This window comes from Microbacterium sp. LWS13-1.2, assembly GCF_040144835.1.
GTDB lineage: Bacteria > Actinomycetota > Actinomycetes > Actinomycetales > Microbacteriaceae > Microbacterium.
The window spans coordinates 2,885,903-2,904,044 of sequence record NZ_CP151632.1 but is presented as its reverse complement, the minus strand read 5'-3'; the positions used below and the strand labels follow the sequence as shown (position 1 = coordinate 2,904,044).

Here is an 18,142-nt window from a genome sequence, read left to right as displayed (position 1 = left end):
GGTCGCGGCGCGGCATCCGTCTCAGCGGCTCAGAGCGACAGCCCGTGCCCGAAGCGGAACAGCGGCTCGGCGGTGTCGAACGGCACGTCGGGGCGCGAGGCCTCGACCGCCGCCATCGACGAGGGGATGTCGAACGGCAGCTTGCCCTGTGCGGGTGCGGCGCCGCTCAGCACGTCGAGCATCGCCGTGGCGCTCGCACCCCAGTTGCCGACGACCGCGTGCGCGGTCTCGACCACGGGGCCGAGGATCGCGGGGCGATCGAGGAACACGTCGACCACTGTCGGCACCGCCGCGGCGACCTCCGCGATGTGTGCGAGCAGCTCGGCGGGGAACTCGAGCGAACCGGCGTGGAAGAAGTTCTCGAACATCGTCTCGCGCTGCTCGAACGGCGCCTGCAGGCGCAGGATCGCGACATCCGCCTCGGCGGGCGACGCGACGACCTGCCCGTACGCCGCGGCCGCCTCGGGGGCGATGCCCTCGACGTACAGCTTCGCCCCGCGCGCGAACGGCAGCGCCGCGTCCCGGTTGGCCAGCACGGTGATCGACGCGCGCTGCGCGGCATCGCCCTCGGCACGGAACTCGGCCGAGCCCACGATCGCGTCGGCCGCTCCGGCGTCGACGTACGGGTTCTCGAACAGGCCGAGGAGGAACTTCTCGCGCAGCAGGCGGCGCGCCGAGACATCGAGGCGGTCCTCGGCGATGCGGCCCTCGCCCACCAGCTCGACCACGAGCTCGGGGCACGCTTCGCCGCCGAACTGGTCGGCGCCGGCATCCAGGATCCTCAGCACACGCTCGGCCGGAGTGAGGTGCTCGACACCCCACGCGCGGGCGGGGAACGGCTGCCCGAAGATCGCGGCGTCGTTGACGAGGCCCCAATCGGTGCACACGATGCCGTCGAAGCCGTAGCGCTCGCGCAGCAGGCCGGTGAGCACCGACTTGTTGAAGCCGAAGCCGACCTCTTCGTACTCGGTGCCGACCGGCATGCCGTAGTACGGCATGACCTGGCGCACGCCGGCCTCGAAGGCCGCCTCGAACGGCTTCAGGTGCAATTCGAACTGTCCGCCCGGGTAGACCTGCTCGCGCCCGTACGCGAAGTGCGGGTCTTCGCCGTCCTTCTGCGGACCGCCGCCGGGGAAGTGCTTGACCATGGCCGAGACCGCGCCCGGACCGAACGACTCGCCGTTCTGGAACCCGCGGATGTACGCGGCGCCGAGCTCGCCCGACAGCTCCGCGTCCTCGCCGAAGGTCTGGAGCGCACGCGCCCAGCGGGGCTCGGTCGCGAGGTCGACCTGCGGGTGCAGTGCGACGCGGATGCCGACCGCGGTGTACTCCTGGCGCGCGATGTCGCCGAACCGCTCGACGAGCGCCGCGTCGCGCGTCGCGGCGAGGCCCAGCGCGTCAGGCCACTGCGAGAACGGACCCGCGAGCATCGCCGCACCCGGGTTCTCGGTGAACGAGTGGCGCGGATCGGTGGAGATCGTCACGGGGATGCCGAGTCGAGTGGATGCCGCGAGCTCCTGCAGCTTGTTGTGCCAGCGGGCGATCGCACCCGCGGTAGGGGCGACGCCGAGCAGGTTGAAGTGCGTCATGCCCTTCTCGAGCACGTACTCGCGGTTCGACGGCAGACCGAACACCGGGTCGGCCTCGGCGAGCTCGCCGTCCTCGCCCATCGTGATCATGGTCTGGAAGAGGAGGCCCGCCTTCTCCTCCAGCGTCATCTCTGCCAGCAGCAGCTCGACGCGCTCGGCGACGGGCAGGCTCGCGTCGAGCCACGGGCGGTCGGCAACCGCCGAGGTCGCGGCATCCGTTGTGGTGGTGTCGGTCATCACTTCACTCCCTTGATGCGGTAGACGAGCACGGCGCCGGCGAGGGCGACGAGCGCGCCGAAGAGGTAATACGTGGTGTAGCCGCCGAGCGGCGTGGTGGCGCCGATCGCGATGATGCCGGGAGCGATGGCCGGTGCGATCGACTGCGGCAGCGCGTTGGCGATGTTGAGCACGCCGAGGTCCTTCGCGGTGTCATCGGGGTTCGGCAGCACCTCGGTCGCGAGGGCGAGGTCGACCGACATGAACGAGCCGGCGCCGAGGCCGATGATCGCCTGGGCGATGAGCACCACCGCGACGCTCGGCGCGAACGCGAGGGTCACGAGGCCGACGACCATGATGACCCCGGCGATGGCGACGAACGGGCGGCGCTTGCCGATCTTGTCGGACAGCACGCCGCCCAGCGGGCCCGAGATCGCCATGGCGAGCATGGAGGCGAGGTTGGCGATGAGGATCGTCGAGATCGCGGTCTGCTCGTCGAGACCGAACTTCTCGGTGAGGTAGAAGGGCAGGAACGTGGCGATGCCGGCGTAGCCGAACATGACGAGGAACTTGGTGAGCCAGGTCCAGCCGAAGTCGGGGTGCTTGCGCGGGTTGAAGACGAACGAGCCGAAGAACTGCCCGACCGTGAACTTCTGGGCGGGCTTCTCGTCGAGGCGGCGGTCCTTCAGGACGAGGACGAACAGCACCGAGAGCACGGTGGCGATGGCGGCCGGCACCACGAAGCGCGCGAAGTCGTCCGACAGGAAGTTCACCAGGAACGAGCCCGCGAGGATGCCGAGGGGCGTTGTGAGCCCGATGATGCCCGACACCTTGCCGCGGCCGCTGACCGGCACCTGGTCGGGCAGCGTCGCGTTCGCCGCCGCGAGGACCGCGTTCATCGAGGTCTGCACGAGACACCAGGCGATGAGGACGACCCACACCGAGTTCGCGACGCCGATGAGCGCGAACCCGCCGAGTCCGACGAGCGTGCCGCCGAGGATCCAGGGCCGGCGCATGCCGAAGCGCGACGTCGTGCGGTCGGAGAGGCGGCCTGCGAGCGGGTTCGCGATGAGGGCGAACAGCGCGCCGACACCCATGATCAGGCCGAGCTGCGCCGTGGCCTCTTCGGGCGTCGCGGTGATGTGCTGCACCTTGAAGGCCATGGACACGAGCACCGGCGTGAGGAGTGCGAGATAGACGCCGAAGTTGACGGCGGCAAGGCCGGGTGTGTAACCGCGCGGGGTCTTGTCGGGCGTGGTGCCGGGGGCCTTGAAGCCGGTCGTGCCGGCGGCCGCGATCGTCGCGGCGGGCGACAGCTCTGTCATCGGAGTCCTTTCTCGGGTGCGGCGCGCGTCGGCTCCGACGCGCGTCATTGCACGACGATACATGAATCCCGACCGATTGGTAACTGAAACCAGACCGATTGGTAAGGCCCCGGCGGTAGGATGGATGGGCATCGGACAGACGCGGAGAGGCGGTGCCACCACGTGACCACCACTGCGGCGCCGGGCGCCATCCGCACCGCGCGCACCGAGCGCACGCGAGCCGCCATCGTGGCCGCCGCGCACGATGCCTTCGTGACCCGCGGGTACCGCGCCACCTCGCTCCGCGATGTCGCTGCCGCCGCCGGCATCAGCCACCCGGGACTCCTCCGCCATTTCGCCACCAAGGACGAGGTGCTCGCCGCCGTCGTGGATCTCTTCGAGCGCGACACCGAGCTGGAGCTGCTCGAGCGGATGGCCTCCGAAGACCCGGGGACCCTCGCGTACAGCGAAGTGGCACGGCGCAACGAGACCGTGCCCGGCTATCTCGCGCTTTTCGCGGCGCTCACGGGCGAGGCCTCCACTCCCCGTCATCCCGCGCACCGGATCATGCGCGACCGCTACGCGCGCCTGCGAGACCAGTCGACCGACGTGATCGAGGAAGCCATCGCGCAGGACACGGTCGCCGCCGACCGCGACCCGGCGGGCGAGGCGGTGCGCGTCGCGGCCGCCTGGGACGGGTTGCAGCTACTGGCGCAGTACCTGCCCGATCGCGTCGACATCATCGAGGCCCTGGAGACCCACGAGGGGTCACTGGCACTGCCCGTCGGCTGGCGCGAGCCCGACGAGGCAGGGCCGACCGACACCCCCGCACCGGTGCCGTCGATGCCGTCGTTCATGCCGGCAGCCATGGAATCGCCGCTGGGTTACCGGGTCGGACGCGAGCGCCGTGGACTCATCCTCGACGGCGCGACCGCGCTCTTCGCCGAGGAAGGGTACGGCGACACCAGCCTCCGCGACATCGCGGAGCGAGTCGGCGTCTCGAAATCGACGCTGCTGCACTATTACGACTCGAAGGAGGAACTCCTCAGCGCCGTGCTCAGCCACCGCGATCGCCTCATCGAGTCGCGCGACTCGTACACGCCCGCCGACCGCGCGGCCGACGAGCTGCGAGCCCTCTCTCGCGGGGCGACGGAGAACGCCGCGAAGGCGCCGGGGCTCATCGAGGTGTACGCCGTGCTCTCGTGCGAGGCCGTCCCGGCTGATCACGCGGCGCATGCGTACTTCGAAGAACGCTTCCGCGGGGTCGTCGACCACTTCGCGGCGCTGTTCCGCGCGGCTCAGGAGGACGGCGATCTGCCGGCCCACCGCGATCCCGAGTTCGAGGCGGTCTGGCTCACCGCGCTGTGGGACGGGCTGCAGTACCAGTGGCTCTACGACCGCGACGCGGTGGATGTCGCCGTCCACCTCGACGCCCACCTCGACGACGTGCTGCCGCGGCGCTGAGCCGCGTCGGCCGGTCGCCGCAGACTGCGCGCCGAGACGGCCCCGTTCTCGCCACCGTCGCCTACTCGGACGGAATTCCCTGCGGGTACACGACGGCCTTGAGCGAGTCGGGCACGCGGGACGCGAGCGTGAGGGCGTCCTGGGTCTGCTCGAGCGGGAAGCGGTGGGTGACCAGCGTCGAGACGTCCACGCGCCCCGACGAGACGAGCGAGATCGCAATCGGCCACGTGTGCGCGTACCGGTTGACGAGCGCGATCGAGATCTCCTTCACGTTCAGACGCGACAGCGGGAGCGACACGTCCTGCTTCGGCATCCCGACCATCGCCGCCCGTCCCCCGTTTCGCAGCCGCCACAGTCCCTGCGCCAGCACGCTCGGCGCACCCGAGCACTCGAGAAGGACGTCGGCGTCCTCGTGCCCGGGGCCTTCGCCGATCGCTCCGCTGCGCTCGACATCGAAGCCGAGCTCGCGGGCCTTATCGAGGCGGAACTCGGCGACGTCGCTGACCACGACCGACGATGCTCCGAGCGCTCGTGCGACCTGCGCCGCGAGGATGCCGACCGGCCCCGCGCCCGACACCCGCACCCGTTCGCCGGCACGCAGGTCTGCGCGGCGACAGGCCCAGATGCCGACGGAGAGCGGCTCGCAGAGCGCGGCCTCTTCGTACGACATGGCGTCCGGCACCACGAAGAGGTTGCGCTCGTCGAGCGCGACCCGCTGGACCAGCGCGCCGTCGTACGGCGGTGTCGCCAGGAACTTCAGTCGCGGGCAGAGGTGGTAGCGCCCCGCGAGACAGTCCTCGCAGTCGCGGCACGGCGTGCCCGGCTCGATGGCGACGCGGTCGCCTACGGCGACCTGGGTCACGCCTTCGCCGATCGCCACCACCCGGCCCGACACCTCGTGGCCGAGGATGAGCGGACCGTCGACCACCCAGTCGCCGATCCGCCCGTGCGTGAAGTACGCCGTGTCAGACCCGCAGACTCCGACCGCCTCGATCGCGACGACGGCGTCGCGTGGCCCGGGCTGGGGCTCGGGGAGGTCGCGGATCTCGATGCGGCCCAGCTCCGGCATGACGGCTGCGAGATTGCTCATCACGTTCCTTCCTGCGGGACGATGGGCCCCGCTCACGATCTTCCCGTCCCGCGGCGTGATGCGCGCCGGACAGGACAGTCCGAGCGCGATCCTTCCCGATATGACCGCGTTTGTCACCGCCTCGACCGGGAACTTCCGAACTCACCAGCCGTTCGCTGCCGGCTGGATCGGCGCTGCCGGGCGGTCTTTCGCTCAGGCGGCGGCGACCCGGCTGCCCGACGCTACGCGGCGCGGCCGATGACCTCGAGCACGGCCTCGCCATAGGCCTCGCGCTTCTTGGCACCGATGCCCGAGACCCCGTCGAGGTCGGCGAGGCTGCCGGGGCGGCGCTCGGCGAGGGCGCGCAGGGTGGCATCGCCGAAGACGATATAGGCGGGCACGCCGAGCTCCTTCGCGACACCGGCGCGCCAGGCGCGCAGCGCCTCGAACACGCCGAGGTTCGCCGGGTCGAGGTTCGCGGGTGCCGTGGTCTTGCGCACGCGTGCGACACCACCGGAGCGGCCCATGACGTCGCGGCGCAGCGGCACCGGCGTCTCGCCGCGCAGGACGCCGGCGGCCGGCTCGCCCAGTGCGAGCGTGCCGTATTCACCGCGGGCGACCAGGATGCCGCGGGCCAGCAGCTGCCGGATGACACTGCGCCAGTCCTGCTCGCTGAGGTCGGCACCGAGGCCGTACGTCGAGAGCTTGTCGTGACCCTGCTGGCGGACGCGGTCGGTGGACCCGCCGCGCAGGATGTCGATGAGGTGGCCGGCTCCGAACGCCTGGCCGCGCTCGCGCTGCAGCCGCACGATCGTCGACAGCAGCTTCTGAGCGGGAACGAGACCGTCCCACGTCTCGGGCGCTTCGAGGCAGGTGTCGCAGTTGCCGCAGGGCGCGGAGGCCTCGCCGAAGTAGTCGAGCAGGTTCTGGCGGCGGCATCCGATCGTCTCGCAGAGAGCCAGCATCGCGTCGAGGTGCTGACCGAGACGGGTCTTGAAGGCGCGGTCTCCCGGCGACTGGTCGATCATGCGCCGCTGCTGCACCACGTCGCCGAGCCCGTAGGCCATCCACGCGACGGACGGCTCGCCGTCGCGGCCCGCGCGGCCGGTCTCCTGGTAGTAGCCCTCGACGGACTTCGGGAGGTCGATGTGCGCGACGAACCGGACGTCGGGCTTGTCGATGCCCATGCCGAAGGCGATCGTCGCCACCATGACGACGCCGTCCTCGCGGAGGAATCGCGACTGGTTGGCGGCGCGCGTCTCGGCGGGAAGACCCGCGTGATAGGGCAGCGCGTCGACGCCCTGCGCGGACAGGAACTCGGCGGTCTGCTCGACCGACTTGCGGCTCAATGCGTACACGATGCCGGCCGATCCCACGCCCTGCGACCGGATGAAGGAGACGAGCTGGCGCCGCGGGTCGGACTTCGCCTCGATGCGGTACTGGATGTTCGGCCGGTCGAAGCTCGACACGAAATGCCGGGCCTGCGGCAGATGCAGCCGCTCGGTCATCTCGCGGTGCGTGGCGGGCGTCGCGGTCGCGGTGAGCGCGAGGCGCGGCACGCCGGGGAATCGCTCGGCGAGGGCTCCGAGCGCCAGGTAGTCCGGCCGGAAGTCGTGGCCCCACTGCGACACGCAGTGCGCCTCGTCGATCGCGATGACACTGAGCTTTCCGCGCCCGAGGAACCGCAGGGTGGTCTCGGTGTTGAGCCGTTCGGGAGCGACGTACAGCAGGTCGAGCTCGCCGGCCAGGTACGCGCGCTCGACGGCGGCGCGCTCGGGCGGCGCCTGCGTCGAGTTGAGGTAGGCGGCGCGCACGCCGTTGGCGACGAGGGCGTCGACCTGGTCATGCATCAGAGCGATGAGGGGGCTCACGACGAGCCCGGTGCCGGGACGCACCAGCGCCGGCACCTGGTAGCAGACGCTCTTGCCACCGCCGGTGGGCATGAGCACGACGGCGTCACCGCCCGAGATCACCTGGTCGACGATCGCCGCCTGCTCGCCGCGGAACGCGTCGTACCCGTAGACCTCTCGCAGCACGGTGCGCGGGTCGGCGCCGGTGAAGTCGCGTCGCGGACCAGCACCGGCGAACGGGTCGAGGTCGGCCGAGCCCCCGGCGCCGAAGTCGGGCGGCGGCTGCCAGCCGTCCTCCGGCGGCGCCCATGCGTCGTCCGGCGGGGGCGCATCGCCGAACTCGGGAGGCAGAAGGTCGGGCTCCCACGCGAGATCGGCGTACGGGTCGCCCTGCGGGATGGTCACCCGTCCCAGCGTAGCCGCGGCATCCGACGCGGTCCCCTCTGCGAGCGAGCCGGCGGAGAACCCGAGGTGATCCGGCCGACAGGCCCTCTGGGGAGGAACCGGCAGACGATGACGAACGGACTCAGCGGTCCTCAACTGAGGAACTGAGCCCGGATGAGGGGCGACACGCCGTTCCTCGATCCGCATCTCGGCGCAGCTCCTCAGTTGAGGACGCCGATTGCGGGCAACCGGCATCCGCTCGGCGCAGCTCCTCAGTTGAGGACGCCGATTGCGGGCGACCGGCATCCGCTCGGCGCCGCTCCTGGCGCTCAGCACCACTTGGCGGCGATCGCGGTGATGACGGTGAGGTTGCGGCTGGTGGCGACGCCGAGCAGCTTCGCCGCACCCAGCGGATCGACCGTGCCGGCCTGGTAGCCGGGCCCGAGCAGGGCGTGCGCGACGCGTCCGCGCACCACCATGCCGCCGGCATCCGTTGCGAGCCCTTCCACTCGTGCCACGACGTCGGGCGGCAGCTCATCCTTGAGCAGATAGACGTAGTGCCGCTCGAGCCCGGGCCGCTCGGCGCTGAGCGACGCCGCCTCGCGGGCGATGTCGGCGACCTCGGCCGTCGTGAACACCATCGTCGGAACGTCGAACCCGCGGTCGGCGGCGAAGGCATCCTCGAGCGTCTTCTCGATCTTCACCCTCGAACGCATCGGGGTGGTGAACCGCACGTTGCCGGTGTTGATGTGCGTCTCGACATCGGTGAACCCGCTGCTCTCGACGACCTGCCGGATGTCGTCCTTCGCGAACTTCCGGTTGGCGCCGAGGTTGATCGCGCGCAGGAACGCCACATAGGTCGGCATGACGCCATCATCCCGGACGCGCCGGCCGGGCGCCTCACCCCCGAACCCCACGCGATCACGTGCACGCGAAAACGGGGCATCCGTTATCGTCGTCGTCATGCAATGCCTGTGACCCGCCTTCGTCACCCACCCGTACACAGCGATCCGCGCTGTCGCTGATTCCGGACCGTCTCGGGACGCTCGTCGCTCCGCGCCGGGCGCTCGGCCGGGTATGCCCCCGCCGACCCGGACGCCCTCGAAAGGCATCGCATGTTCTCCTCCTCGTCCCTGCCGCTGCGCGGCAAGACCGCCCTCGTCACCGGCGTCTCACGCCGGCGCGGCATCGGCTACGCCGTCGCGATCCAGTTCGCGCGACTCGGCGCCGACGTCTTCCTCCACCACTACCGCCCGCACGACACGCGCCTGCCGTGGGGCGGCGACGACCTCGACGCCGTGCGCGAGGGCCTGCGGGCAGAGCTCACCCCGGGTGCGCAGCTCGGTGACGTGAGCGCCGACCTGCGGGAGGCGGCATCCGTCTCCCTCATCGTCGACGCGGCGCGCGCGCTCACCGGCCGACTCGACATCCTGGTGTGCAACCACGCGCAGTCGGGCGATGACGGATCGATCCTCGATATGACGGCCGACCGGCTCGACGCGTTCTGGCAGACCAATGCCCGCTCGACGATTCTGCTCACGCGCGAGTTCGCCGCGCTGCACACAGGCGACGGGATCGCCGCCCGGCCCGGCGAGCGCGCGGAACGTCGCGGACCCTTCGCCGAGCCGGTCGGGCGGGTGTTCTGGATGACGTCGGGACAGATCCACGGTCCGATGCGCGGCGAGGTCGCGTACGCGGCCAGCAAGGCGGCCCTCGCCGGCGTCACGAAGACCGTGGCGGCGGAGCTGCTCGACCTCGGGATCATCCTCAACACGATCGACCCCGGCCCCGTCAACACCGGCTACCTCGACCCCGAGACGACCGATCGGCCACTGGAGGAGATCGAGGAGTGGATGCAGTCGACCCCGTTCGGCCGCTACGGCGAGCCCGCCGATCCCGCGCGGCTCATCGGCTGGCTCGCGACGCCCGAGGGCGCCTGGGTGGTCGGCCAGGTGCTGACCTCGGACGGCGGCTTCGGCCTGGGCTGAGCACCCCGGCCACCCGGACCACCCCGGGCCGCGGCATCCACGCCACGGCCACGGCTCAGAGCCGGACGACCTCGGTCACGCGCACCACGGCCGCGCCGGTCTCTTCGGATGCGGCCAGCTCGACGACGCCGCGGATGCGCCAGTCGTGGTCGCCAGCGGGGTCGTCGATCGTCTGCTCGATGCGCCAGACACCGGATGCCGCGGCATCCGTCTCGTCCACCGTCACGAGTCGCGGCGACCGTGCGGGTCCGCCGGTGAGGATCTCGTCGTGCTCGTCGAAGTACGCGTCCAGCGCGGCCGGCCAGTCCACGTCGGGGTCGAGCTCGGTGAGCTCGTCGTCGCGCTGCAGGGCGGCCAGCTGCACGCGGCGGAACAGCTCGTTGCGCACCAGCACGCCGAACGCGCGCCGGTTGGTCAACACCGACGGCGGGGCCGGCGGCACGACCGGGGCCGTGGGGTCGTCGACGGGGTTGATCAGCGCCTCCCACTCGTCGACGAGGCTCGAGTCGACCTGCCGCACCACTTCGCCGAGCCACGCGACGATGTCGTGCAGCTCGTCGGTCTGCGCCTCGGTCGGCACCGTCTGCCGGATCGCGCGGTACGCGTCCGACAGGTACCGCAGCACCAGGCCCTCGCTGCGCGACAGCTGGTACAGCGAGATGAGCTCGGAGAACGACAGCGCCCGCTCGAACATGTCGCGCACCACCGACTTGGGCGACAGCTCGAAGTCGCGGATCCACGGCTGGCTCGACGCGAACACCTCGTACGCCTGGCTCAGCAGCTCCTCGAGCGGCTTCGGGTACGTGACCTCCTCGAGCAGGGCCATGCGCTCGTCGTACTCGATGCCGTCCTGCTTCATCGCCGCCACGGCCTCGCCGCGCGCCCGGTACTCCTGCTGCGACAGGATCTGGCGCGGATCGTCGAGCGTCGCCTCGATGACGCTCACCACGTCGAGCGCGTAGTGGCCCGTGCCCGCCGCGCCGGGGGCGTCCTCGGGATCCAGCAGACCGATCGCGGCGAGCGCGAACGGGGAGAGCGGCTGGTTGAGGGCGAAGTTCGGCTGCAGGTCGACGGTGAGGCGGATCAGATTCCGGATGCCGTGGCCCGCGGCATCCGTCCCGCCCCGGTCGATCTCGACCACGCCGGCGGTGAGGAGTGTGCGGAAGATCGCGATCGCCCGGCGTGCGAGCTCGTAGCGTCGACCGCGCGGCTCGTGGTTGTCGAAGACGAGCGACCGCACGTTCTCGAACACGTCGCCGCCGCGGCCGATGACGTTGATGAGCATCGCGGCGGTCAGCGAGAGCTGCGGCACGAGCGGCTCGGGCTCGGCCTCGACGAGGCGCTCGAAGGATCCGAGCCCCCAGTTGACGACGCCCGTCGGCGCCTTCTTGCGCACGATCTTCTTGCGCTTCGCGGCGTCGTCGCCGGCCTTGCGCAGCGCGGCCTCGTTCTCGATCTCCCACTCGGGCGCCATCACGACGACCGTGCCCGAGGTGTCATAGCCGGCGCGGCCGGCGCGGCCCGAGATCTGGTGGAACTCGCGCGCCGACAGCTGGCGCATCTTCGTGCCGTCGTACTTCGACAGCGCCGTGATCATGACCGTGCGGATGGGCACGTTGATGCCGACGCCGAGCGTGTCGGTGCCGCAGATCACGCGGAGCAGACCCCGCTGCGCGAGCGTCTCGACGAGCCGGCGATAGCGCGGCAGCATGCCGGCGTGGTGCACGCCGATGCCGGCGCGCACGTACCGCGACAGGATGCGGCCGAACGCCGTCGTGAAGCGGAACCCGCCGATGGCGTCGGCGATGGCGTCCCGCTGCTCGCGCGACACGATGCGGATCGACGACAGCGCCTGCGCCCGCTCCATCGCGGCGGCCTGGGAGAAGTGCACGATGTACACGGGCGCTTCACCGGTCTGCAGCAGCTCCTCGACGGTCTCGTGCACGGGGGTGCGGGCGTAGGAGAAGTGCAGGGGCACCGGGCGCTCCACACCGGTGATCCGCGAGACCGTGCGGCCGGTGCGACGCTCGAGATCGTCGGCGATCGGCGTGACGTCGCCGAGCGTCGCCGACATCAGCACGAACTGGGCGCGCGGGAGGAGCAGAAGGGGCACCTGCCAGGCCCACCCGCGCTCAGGGTCGCCGTAGTAGTGGAACTCGTCCATCACGACCTGGTCGACCGCCGCATCGGACCCCTGGCGCAGCGCGAGGTTGGCGAGGATCTCGGCCGTGCAGCAGACGATCGGGGCATCGGGGTTCACCGACGAATCTCCGGTGACCATGCCCACGTTCGCGGCGCCGAAGATGTCGACGAGCGCGAAGAACTTCTCGCTCACGAGCGCCTTGATCGGCGCCGTGTAATAGGAGCGGCCGCCACGCGCCACGCACGCGGCGTGCGCCGCGACGGCCACCAGCGACTTGCCCGTGCCCGTCGGCGTCGACAGGATCACGTGCGAGCCCGACACGATCTCGATGACCGCTTCGTCCTGTGCGGGGTACAGGGCGAAGCCCTCGTCGGCCGCCCACTCGACGAACGCGTCGTAGAGCGCGTCGGCGTCGGGCGCAGCGGATCCGGATCCGGATGCGGCGGCCGCGGTCGCGATCGTCTCGAGAAGCGTCACCGTCCGAGTCTGTCAGGTCACGTCACCACCACGGACCGCCAGGTGGACGGCTGGGTGGGCGGATGCCGCGGCTCGCGGCATCCGTCCATCCCACGCCTGTGGTCCCCGCGCCATCACTGCTCACCTGTCGCATATTGTCACCTAACCCGACAAAACGTGACAGGCGAGCAGGACTCGTTCAGCGCCCCAGCTGCTCGAGGATGACGTCGGTGTAGGCGGCGTACCCCTCGTACGTCGGGTGGAGGTAGCCCGCCGGGTCGCCCACCGGGTCGAGTCCGAACCACGGATCGCTGGGAACGCCCGGCACGAGCTGCACGCCGTGGCCCGCGAAGGCCTCGACCACGTCCGCGTAACGGACGTCGGCACCACTCGCGGCAGCGGTGGCGACGGCGGCCTGGATGGCGGCGTTGAGCGCGTCGGTCGCTCCGTTCACCGCGGCGACGAGCGCGGCGAGCTGCGCGAACTGCGGAAGGTCAGGCGGCGACTCGAGCAGATACGGGTAGCCGGTGACGACGATCGTCGCATCCGGCGCGCGCTCGGCGATCGCGCCGATCAGAGACGTGAGGGGAGCGACGATCCCCGGTGCCGAGCTGACGGCGCTTTGGATCGCGGCGAGGCAGGGTGCGGGATCTCCGCCGGCAGCGGCGATCGAGCAGGCCGCGTAGACCTGATCCAGACCGAGGTCGTTCGCGCCCACGGTGAGCGTCACGACGGTCGTCCCGCGGTTCAGCTGCGACAGCTGAGACAGGGTGCCCGCGATGGTGGCGCCGCTGCACGCCGCATTGCGCAGCAGGTTGAACTTGGGCTCCCCATCGAGCTGCGCCGCGTAGCCGCCGTCGGTCCGGACGCAGTCGTCCAGCGGGGCGCCACCGCCTTGACCCGCGGCGATCGAGTCGCCGAGAGCGACGTGCTTGGCGACCATCAGCGGTGAGGCCGTGGCGGGCCCGGCCGCACCGGCCACGAGCATGCCCGCTCCGAGTGCGACGGCCGCGAGCGCGGCCAGTAGACGTCGTTTCATGATTCCCCTTCGAATCCCTGACAGGATCGATTCCCCCGAATCGAACCGCACACCGCGGTGATGCCGACGATAGACCTGCGGCATCCGTCCCGCCAGGGGTGCGCGTGCACCACCGCTGGCGGAATCACGCGGCGGAGACGTACGTTGAGAAGGACGACGGAAGGATTCCTGTGACCCACACCGATGCACAGACGCTCGTGACCCGCAACGACGAAGACCGCCGATACGAGGTGCACGTCGACGGGGTGCTCGCGGGGTTCACCGTGTTCCGCGCCGACGCGCGCGGTCGCCTGCACTTCCCACACACCGAGGTCGACCCGGCCTTCCGCGGGCGCGGCCTCGCGCAGACGGTCGTGGGCGAAGCGATGGCGGATGCCGCGCGCCGGGGCGAGACCGTCGTGCCGCACTGCCCTGTCGTGGCGAAGTACCTGCGCGAGCACGAGGTGCCCGGGCTCACCGTCGAGTGGCCCGACCAGCCGCACCCCGAGTGATCGGCGGCCTCGACGTGACCCGGCTGGACGCCGACGCGGCCATCGCCACCGAATCGGCGGTGGAGTGCGCAGGCCCGCGCACGCTGCTGCTCGAGACGCGCGAGGTGCCCCTCGGCGGGGTGCGGGCGATGTCGGTGCACCGCTCCCTGCCGCAGCGCGACCTGCCGCTGGTCGGAGCCTGGTGCTTCCTGGACCGCTTCGGGCCGCAGGAGACGCACATGCGGGTCGAACCGCACCCGCACATCGGTCTGCAGACCGTGACCTGGCCGTACCTCGGTGAGGTGCGGCATCGCGACTCGGCCGGCAGCGACGTCGTCGTGCGTCGTGGCGCACTCAACCTCATGACGAGCGGCGCGGGCATCTCGCACTCCGAGTACTCGGTGGGAACGGATGCCGCGCCCTTGGACGCCCTGCAGCTGTGGGTCGCCCTGCCCGAGGCCCGGCGCCACGGGGCTCCCGCCTTCGAGCAGCACGCGGTGCTCCCCGCGCTGGAGCTGACCGCCACCATCGGCGCACCCGGAACCGCGACCGTGGTGCTCGGCGAGCTCGGCGGCGTGACCTCTCCCGCGACCGTGTACACCCCGATCGTCGGAGCCGAGCTGCAGATCGCGGCCGGCTCCGCAGTGCGCGTGCCGTTGAACCCGGATTGGGAACACGCTCTCGTCGTCGTGTCCGGCGACGCCGAGGTCGCCGGCGAGGGCGACACCGGGGAGACGGTAGCCGTCGACGCGGCGCACCTGCTGTACCTCGGCATCCACCGCGACGAGGTGGTGGTCTCGAGCCCTGCCGGAGCGACCCTGTTCCTGCTCGGCGGCGAGCCGTTCGAGGACGACGTCGTCATGTGGTGGAACTTCGTCGGGCGCACCCACGAAGAGATCGTGGAGGCGCGCGAGGCGTGGGAGTCGGGAACGGAGCGCTTCGGCCACGTGATCGACCACGGCGACGAGCGCATCCCCGCCCCGCCGATGCCCGCCGTCCGGCTGACCCGCCGCCGGCGCCGGCTCTAGCCCGACAGCCCGCTCCGCAGGTACACCCCGCTCCGCAGGTACAGCCCGCTCCGCCGGCGGCAGCGCGCCCGCACGCGAAGAGGCGCCCGGGCCGGAGCCCGGGCGCCTCCTCTGTGCGGGACGGTTACGGCACGTCGACCGAGACGACCGTGCGCACCTGCGAGTCGCCGTAGCGCACGACACCCAGGTAGCTGCCGCTCTCGAGGCCCGACCACGACAACTGGTACTCCGTCGGCGTGGCCTCGGTCACGGGCAGCGGGTTCGGGGCCGCAGTGAGCGATCCGAGTCCGCCCGGCGTGACGAGAGCCGACGTGGCCTGCCAGGTGAACGGCTGCGTGTGCGAGTACACGTGCGCCTCGATGAGGTAGTAGCCCGCGGTCGGCGCGACCAGCTGCACGGCCTCGTCTGCCGAGGCCGAAGCCGACTGCCAGTTCTCGTAGTAGCGCAGGTCGGTCGGGCTCACCACGCGGTAGACCGTGAGGTCGAGGTCGGAGCCGGCGTCGTCGGACGAGTCGAGCGCGAAGCGCGCCAGCTCGGTTCCGGCGGCCACCTGGACCAGTTCGTACGAGTAGCCATCGTCCTCAGCGCCGGTCGCCTCGGTGCCGTCGATGAGCACGTCCTCGGCGGCGAGGCCCGCCACGCGCAGCGGCAGGTCGCCTGTCAGGCCGGGCGTGATCTCGATGTCGAGGCTGCCCTCGGCACCCTCGCCCTCGACCGATTCGGGAGCGGCGGCCGTGACCGGGAACACCGCGATGGGCGAGCGCACCTCGGTGGCCCCCGATGTCCAGGTGAGGAAGCCGCTGGTCCACTTCTCGACCGGGGCGTCCGCCTTGGTGAACGACACCGTGAACGACTTCGTCTCGCCGGCGGCGCCGAAGGTGAGCGTGCTCGGCTCGACCGTGACGTTCATGCCGGGCACCGACGCCGACGCGGTGAACGTGCCGGCCTGCGTCGAGGTGACCGAGCGGGTCACCGTCTGCGGCCCCGGGAACGTGCCGATGCCGATCGACGCGAGGTTAAGGTCGCTGGGATCCGTCGCCTCGATGCCGTCGAACAGGTCCTCGCCGAGCGCACCCTCGAGGTAGCCTGCCCAATCTTCCGCACCGTTGAGGTACAGCAGACCCGGGCTGAAGTACTTCGTCGGGTCGACGTGGCCGGCACCCTGCGCGAACGGGTCGGTGCTCTCGGTGCCGTCGGCCATGACCGTGTTGTACGCGGTCGTCATGAGCGCTGACTTGATCTCGGACGGCGTAGCGACGGGGCGCTCACCGAGGTAGAGCGCGCCGAGGCCGGCGACGTGCGGCGACGACATCGACGTGCCCGACTTGAAGCCGAACGTGGGCGCCTCGCCGGGGCCGTTGTGGGTCGCCGCCAGGATCGCGACGCCCGGGGCCGACACATCGGGCTTGATGACGTCTGCACCGTCGGCAAGCATCGGGCCACGGCTCGAGAAGCCTGCGACCTGGGGCGTCGGGGTCTCCTTGCCGGTGACGTTGTCACCCACGAGTGTCGTCGTCGCGCCCGCCGTCTTGCGCACGTAGTCGAGCAGCGCCGTGCGGTACTGCGCGTCGAGGTGCACGGTCGGAACAGAGTGGAAGTCGTTGTCGAGCGAACCCGGCGTGACGTTCACGAGGATCATCGCGGTGCCGCCGGCGGCGGCGACCTCCTGCGACTTCTCGACGCGAGCGTTCGTGCCGCGGTCGCAGACCACGGTCTTCCCGGCGACCTTGGCCGGGTCGAGCGTGCCGAGGAAGCACAGCGCCGCCTCGTTCGGAGCAGCGCCCGCCTTGGCGACGTCCGCCGAGTACACGACCGGACCTGTCAGGCTCTCGCCGAACGGCACCGTGATCGACGCTCCCGCGGCCTGGAAGCCGTTCGGCAGCTGGACAGTGCCCTCGTACGTCGGGATCGTGGATGCCGCGACCGTGGTGTACCAGGGCGAGGCGTGGTCAGCCGTCGCGGCGCCGGGGCCGCTGTTGCCCGCGCTCACCGCGACGAACACGCCGGCGGCCGCAGCGTTGAAGAACGAGATGTCCTCGGGCTGGAGCACGGTCGTGGCCGAGCCGCCGCCGATCGAGTAGTTGATGACGTCGACGCCGTCCGCCACTGCGGTGTCGATCGCCGCGAGAAGGTCGCTCAGGGCGCAGATGTCGTCGGTGGTGACGAGGTCATCCGGGCCGACGTAGCAGGCCTTGTACGACGCCACCTTGGCGGCCGGTGCGACGCCCGAGGTGTCGCCGAAGCCGATCCCCTCGACCGAGGCCTCGACGCCGAAATTGCCGGCGGCCGTGCTGGCCGTGTGCGACCCGTGGCCGTCGCCGTCACGCGGCGACAGGAAGTCGTAGCTGAAGTCGAAGCCGGTGGCCGCAGCGCCGTCGGCGAAGAACTGCGCGCCGATGAGCTTGGTGCTGTACAGCTGCTTCGTCCAACCCTGGTCCTCGGCGGCGACGCGACGGGCGCGGTACTCGTTGCCGTCGGACTTCCTGAAGACGACGTTGTCGCCGTTGATGTAGGGCGAATCCGTTCGGGGCTGTCCCGTGAGACTGTCGCCCGCGAACGAGGGGTTCTCCGGTGCGATGCCGGTGTCGACGACGCCGACGACGACGCCCTTGCCGGCCTCGCCGACGCCTCCGACGGCATCCCACACTCCGCCGGTGCCGGCGTCGCCGGACCCGAGGCCGATGAACTCGGTGGACGGGATCGCGTCGGGGTGACGGATCTCGTCGGGGTACACGCCCAGCACGTTCTTGTCGCCCTGCAGCTTTGCGACCTGCGCACCGTCGAGGTCGGCGGTGAAGCCGTTGAGCGTCACCTGGTAGGTGGTGGCGGGGGTCACGCCCGCCTCGGCTGCGACGTCCTGCTGCTCCTTCTTCAGGTGCGCGACGTACTTCTGCGAGTTGGCGGAGTGCGCGTCGAGCTGCATGCCCTTGTCAGGCTTGGTGCGCTGGATGCCGGCCTGGCCGCCCTGGTACGTGGCCAGCGGAGCGTCCTTCAGCATGACGATGTAGCGGCCGGAGGGGGCATCGATCGGTATGGGTGTTGTCACCTCCTCGGGTACGGCGCCGAAACTTGCGGTGGCTGTGCCCGTGAACAGGGCGGCGAGTGTGACGACCGCTGCTGCTCTGACGGAGGATCGACCCAT

General features: G+C 71.0%; 12 protein-coding genes. 4 read left to right on the top strand and 8 right to left on the bottom strand.

The window, feature by feature from the left end:
* Positions 1 to 29: 29 nt before the first annotated feature.
* The gene (locus MRBLWS13_RS13615) at positions 30 to 1,826 is read right to left on the bottom strand and encodes a glycoside hydrolase family 3 N-terminal domain-containing protein (RefSeq protein ID WP_349425875.1); all 1,797 of its coding nucleotides are present in this window, start codon (positions 1,824 to 1,826) and stop codon (positions 30 to 32) included.
* Positions 1,826 to 3,178 (bottom strand): MFS transporter, encoded by a 1,353-nt coding sequence (locus MRBLWS13_RS13610; protein ID WP_349425874.1) that lies wholly within the window; start codon positions 3,176 to 3,178, stop codon positions 1,826 to 1,828. Before MRBLWS13_RS13610 ends, MRBLWS13_RS13615 begins: the two co-directional genes overlap by 1 nt.
* A 114-nt stretch (positions 3,179 to 3,292) precedes the next feature.
* Between MRBLWS13_RS13610 and MRBLWS13_RS13605 the strand changes: the two genes are divergently transcribed.
* Positions 3,293 to 4,573 (top strand): helix-turn-helix domain-containing protein, encoded by a 1,281-nt coding sequence (locus MRBLWS13_RS13605; protein WP_349425873.1) that lies wholly within the window; start codon positions 3,293 to 3,295, stop codon positions 4,571 to 4,573.
* A gap of 61 nt (positions 4,574 to 4,634) precedes the next feature.
* On the opposite strand, the gene MRBLWS13_RS13600 is transcribed toward MRBLWS13_RS13605, so the two are convergent.
* The 3 genes from MRBLWS13_RS13600 to MRBLWS13_RS13590 form a co-directional block, all read right to left on the bottom strand.
* Positions 4,635 to 5,663 carry an NAD(P)-dependent alcohol dehydrogenase gene (locus MRBLWS13_RS13600; RefSeq protein ID WP_349425872.1) on the bottom strand — a complete coding sequence of 343 codons (1,029 nt, stop codon included), beginning with the start codon at positions 5,661 to 5,663 and terminating at the stop codon, positions 4,635 to 4,637.
* A gap of 221 nt (positions 5,664 to 5,884) precedes the next feature.
* The gene (recQ, locus tag MRBLWS13_RS13595) at positions 5,885 to 7,897 is read right to left on the bottom strand and encodes a DNA helicase RecQ (protein WP_349425871.1); all 2,013 of its coding nucleotides are present in this window, start codon (positions 7,895 to 7,897) and stop codon (positions 5,885 to 5,887) included.
* Positions 7,898 to 8,205: 308 nt separating this feature from the next.
* A complete protein-coding gene (locus MRBLWS13_RS13590; protein ID WP_349425870.1) occupies positions 8,206 to 8,742 on the bottom strand; it encodes a DUF1697 domain-containing protein in 537 nt (178 codons plus the stop codon).
* A 249-nt stretch (positions 8,743 to 8,991) separates the two neighbouring features.
* On the opposite strand from MRBLWS13_RS13590, the gene MRBLWS13_RS13585 reads away from it, so the two are divergent.
* Positions 8,992 to 9,864 (top strand): SDR family oxidoreductase, encoded by an 873-nt coding sequence (locus tag MRBLWS13_RS13585; protein ID WP_349425869.1) that lies wholly within the window; start codon positions 8,992 to 8,994, stop codon positions 9,862 to 9,864.
* A gap of 55 nt (positions 9,865 to 9,919) precedes the next feature.
* Here the strand turns inward: MRBLWS13_RS13585 and MRBLWS13_RS13580 are convergent, their stop codons facing one another.
* Positions 9,920 to 12,466: a DUF3516 domain-containing protein gene (locus tag MRBLWS13_RS13580; protein WP_349429067.1), complete on the bottom strand. Its 2,547-nt coding sequence runs from the start codon at positions 12,464 to 12,466 to the stop codon at positions 9,920 to 9,922.
* A 196-nt stretch (positions 12,467 to 12,662) separates the two neighbouring features.
* Entirely contained in the window at positions 12,663 to 13,502 is an 840-nt protein-coding gene (locus MRBLWS13_RS13575; RefSeq protein WP_349425868.1) for an SGNH/GDSL hydrolase family protein, read from the bottom strand.
* Between the two features lie 170 nt (positions 13,503 to 13,672).
* On the opposite strand from MRBLWS13_RS13575, the gene MRBLWS13_RS13570 reads away from it, so the two are divergent.
* Both MRBLWS13_RS13570 and MRBLWS13_RS13565 read left to right on the top strand, forming a co-directional pair.
* Complete coding sequence (locus MRBLWS13_RS13570; RefSeq protein ID WP_349425867.1) at positions 13,673 to 13,993, top strand: GNAT family N-acetyltransferase; 321 nt, start codon at positions 13,673 to 13,675, stop codon at positions 13,991 to 13,993.
* Positions 13,994 to 14,007: 14 nt separating this feature from the next.
* The gene (locus tag MRBLWS13_RS13565) at positions 14,008 to 15,000 is read left to right on the top strand and encodes a pirin family protein (protein WP_349425866.1); all 993 of its coding nucleotides are present in this window, start codon (positions 14,008 to 14,010) and stop codon (positions 14,998 to 15,000) included.
* Between the two features lie 124 nt (positions 15,001 to 15,124).
* On the opposite strand, the gene MRBLWS13_RS13560 is transcribed toward MRBLWS13_RS13565, so the two are convergent.
* On the bottom strand, positions 15,125 to 18,142 hold the full coding sequence (locus tag MRBLWS13_RS13560; protein ID WP_349425865.1) for a S8 family serine peptidase: 3,018 nt from the start codon (positions 18,140 to 18,142) through the stop codon (positions 15,125 to 15,127).